Source organism: Stenotrophomonas sp. Steno-Z2 (assembly GCF_056393235.1).
In genome coordinates this window covers 1-2231 of sequence record NZ_JBWJOY010000018.1, presented here as the reverse complement: position 1 = coordinate 2231, position 2231 = coordinate 1, and the positions used below count along the sequence as shown (strand labels likewise).

Sequence of the window (2231 nt, the reverse complement as noted above, 5' to 3'; positions counted from 1 at the left end):
CTCCTCCATGGAGGCGGCGGTTTCCTCGAGGTTGGCGGCCTGCTGCTCGGTGCGGCGCGACAGGTCGTTGTTGCCGGTGGCGATTTCCGCCGCCGCGCGGTGGATGCTGGAGGCCGCGGTCTGGATGCGGTCGATGATGCCGGTGAGCTGGATGACGGTGGCATTGGCGTCGTCGCGCATGGCGGCGAAGGTGCCGCGGTAGTCGCCTTCCATCTGCACGGTGAGGTCGCCCTGGGAGAGCGCGCGCAGTACGCCCGATACCTGCTGCACGCTGCCGTCGATGGCCGCCAGCAGGCCGTTGAGCTGCTCGGAAATCTGCAGCAGGAAGCCGCTCTTGCCTTCCAGCACGATGCGCCCGGACAGGTCGCCATGCGAGGCGGCGGCGATGATGCCGCTGACTTCCTGCTCCACCTGCACCTCGAGGGTACGGTCGTCCCACTCGACCACGTAGCCGATGCGCCGGCCCTCGGCGTCGGCCACCGGGTTGATGATCTGGCGCATCACGTGGCCGCCGACGCTGATCTGTGCGCGGTGGGTGCCGCGCAGTTCGCCCAGCAGCCTGCGTTGGTGCGGCGGGTGTTTGTGGAAGATGTCGATGTTGCTGCCGACCAGGGTCTGCATGTCGAAGTTCGGCAGGTCGCGGCGCAGGTCCTGTTCGGCCCTGCCCAGCATCTCCATCAGCGGCCGGTTGGCGTAGATGATGTTGAGGTCGGCATCGGCGATCATCACGCTGGTGGTGACGTCGTCCAGCGCGGTGCGGATGCGCAGGTCCTCGGCGGCGCGCGCGCAGTCCTGCTCGGCCCGCGCCCTGAGCTGGACGGCCATCTCGCCGATGGCCGCGTACATCTGCCCGATTTCGTCGCGGGACTGATGGTCCACGCGCACGTCCAGCTCGCCATGCGACACCGCCTGGATCGCGCCCAGCGCGCCGGAAAGCGGGCGCAGGATGGAGCGGGCGATCAGCCAGCACAGCAGCAGCGCCGACAACAGCACCAGCGCGCCGGCCAGGACCAGCACCTTGCTGAAGCTCCAGGCGCGCGCGGCGATGTCGTCGGTGTACTCGCCGCTGCCGATGATCCAGCCCCAGCGCTCGTGCAGGCCGACGTAGGAGATTTTCTGCACCGCGCCATCGACGCCGGGCTTGGGCCAGGTGTAGTCGAGGAAACCGCCGCCGTCCTTCTGCGCCAGCCGGACCATCTCCACGAAGATCTTCTTGCCGTCGGCGCTGGTGGTGTCGCGCAGGTCCTTGCCGTTCAGCGCGGTCTGGTAGGGATGCATCAGCATGGTGGGGTGTTCGTCGTTCACCCACAGGTAGTCGCTGCCGTTGGCGCTGCGCAGCGATTCGATGGCCGCCAGCGCCTGCCGGCGCGCCTGTTCGTCGCTCATTTCGCCGGCGGCGGCGCGGTCGGCGTAGCGGTTGGCCAGGGCCAGTGCCGCTTCCACGCGCGTGTGCAGGGCATTGCGCTCGTTCTGCAGCAGTTCGGCATGGTTGCGCCGCGCCGTGACCAGGCACAGGGCGACGATGCCGGCCGCCAGAATGGCGAGCATCAATACGAATTTCCGGCGCAGCGGCAGATCGCTGAAGATGCGCAGGGCTGAGGGGATGTTCATGCGGCTGTTTCCTTTTCCGTCACCATGCAGGGAGGGGCTGGCCCTGTGTCCTCGGATCACGAAACGGTCAGCTGCCTTCCTGCGTTATCGGCCCGGTCTGCCGTAACTGCAGCGTCCGCGGCGGAGGCGGGGCGATCCATGACGGGACGCGGGATTGCGGTGCGATGGGCATCACACCACGCGCCCTGCGCCGGGCCTGCCGCTGGCGGACGCCCGGGCGCGGGTGCCTGGGCGTCCACCGTCGGGTCCTGCCGGCGTCGGCGCGGGATCAGAACTCCTGCCAGTCGTCGCCGTCGGCCAGGGCGGCGTCGACCTTGCGGACCGCGCTGGCCGCCGGACGCCGCGGCACTGCGGGCATGCGGGCCTCGTCGCGGCGCGGGACCGGCCGCGCCGCAGCGGGCGTCGGCGCAGGTGCCGCCGCGGAGGCCGGCGCGGCCGCCGCATCGATGCGGAACAGGGCGACCGCCGCGGCCAGGTGGTTGGCCTGTTCCTCCATCGACCGCGCGGCGGCGGTGGCTTCCTCCACCAGCGCGGCGTTCTGCTGGGTGGTTTCGTCCATCTGCATCACGGTCTGGTTGACCTGCTCGATGCCGGCGCTCTGTTCCTGCGAGGCGGCGGAA

1 protein-coding gene and 1 pseudogene are annotated in these 2231 nt (G+C 69.9%); both read right to left on the bottom strand.

What is annotated here, in order from left to right; genetic code table 11:
• On the bottom strand, window positions 1-1611 hold a 1611-nt coding region (locus tag AC06FP_RS16800; RefSeq protein WP_478076330.1), incomplete at its 3' end, for a cache domain-containing protein.
• Between the two features lie 268 nt (window positions 1612-1879).
• Window positions 1880-2231, bottom strand: a pseudogene (locus AC06FP_RS16795) (methyl-accepting chemotaxis protein); the annotation flags it as partial.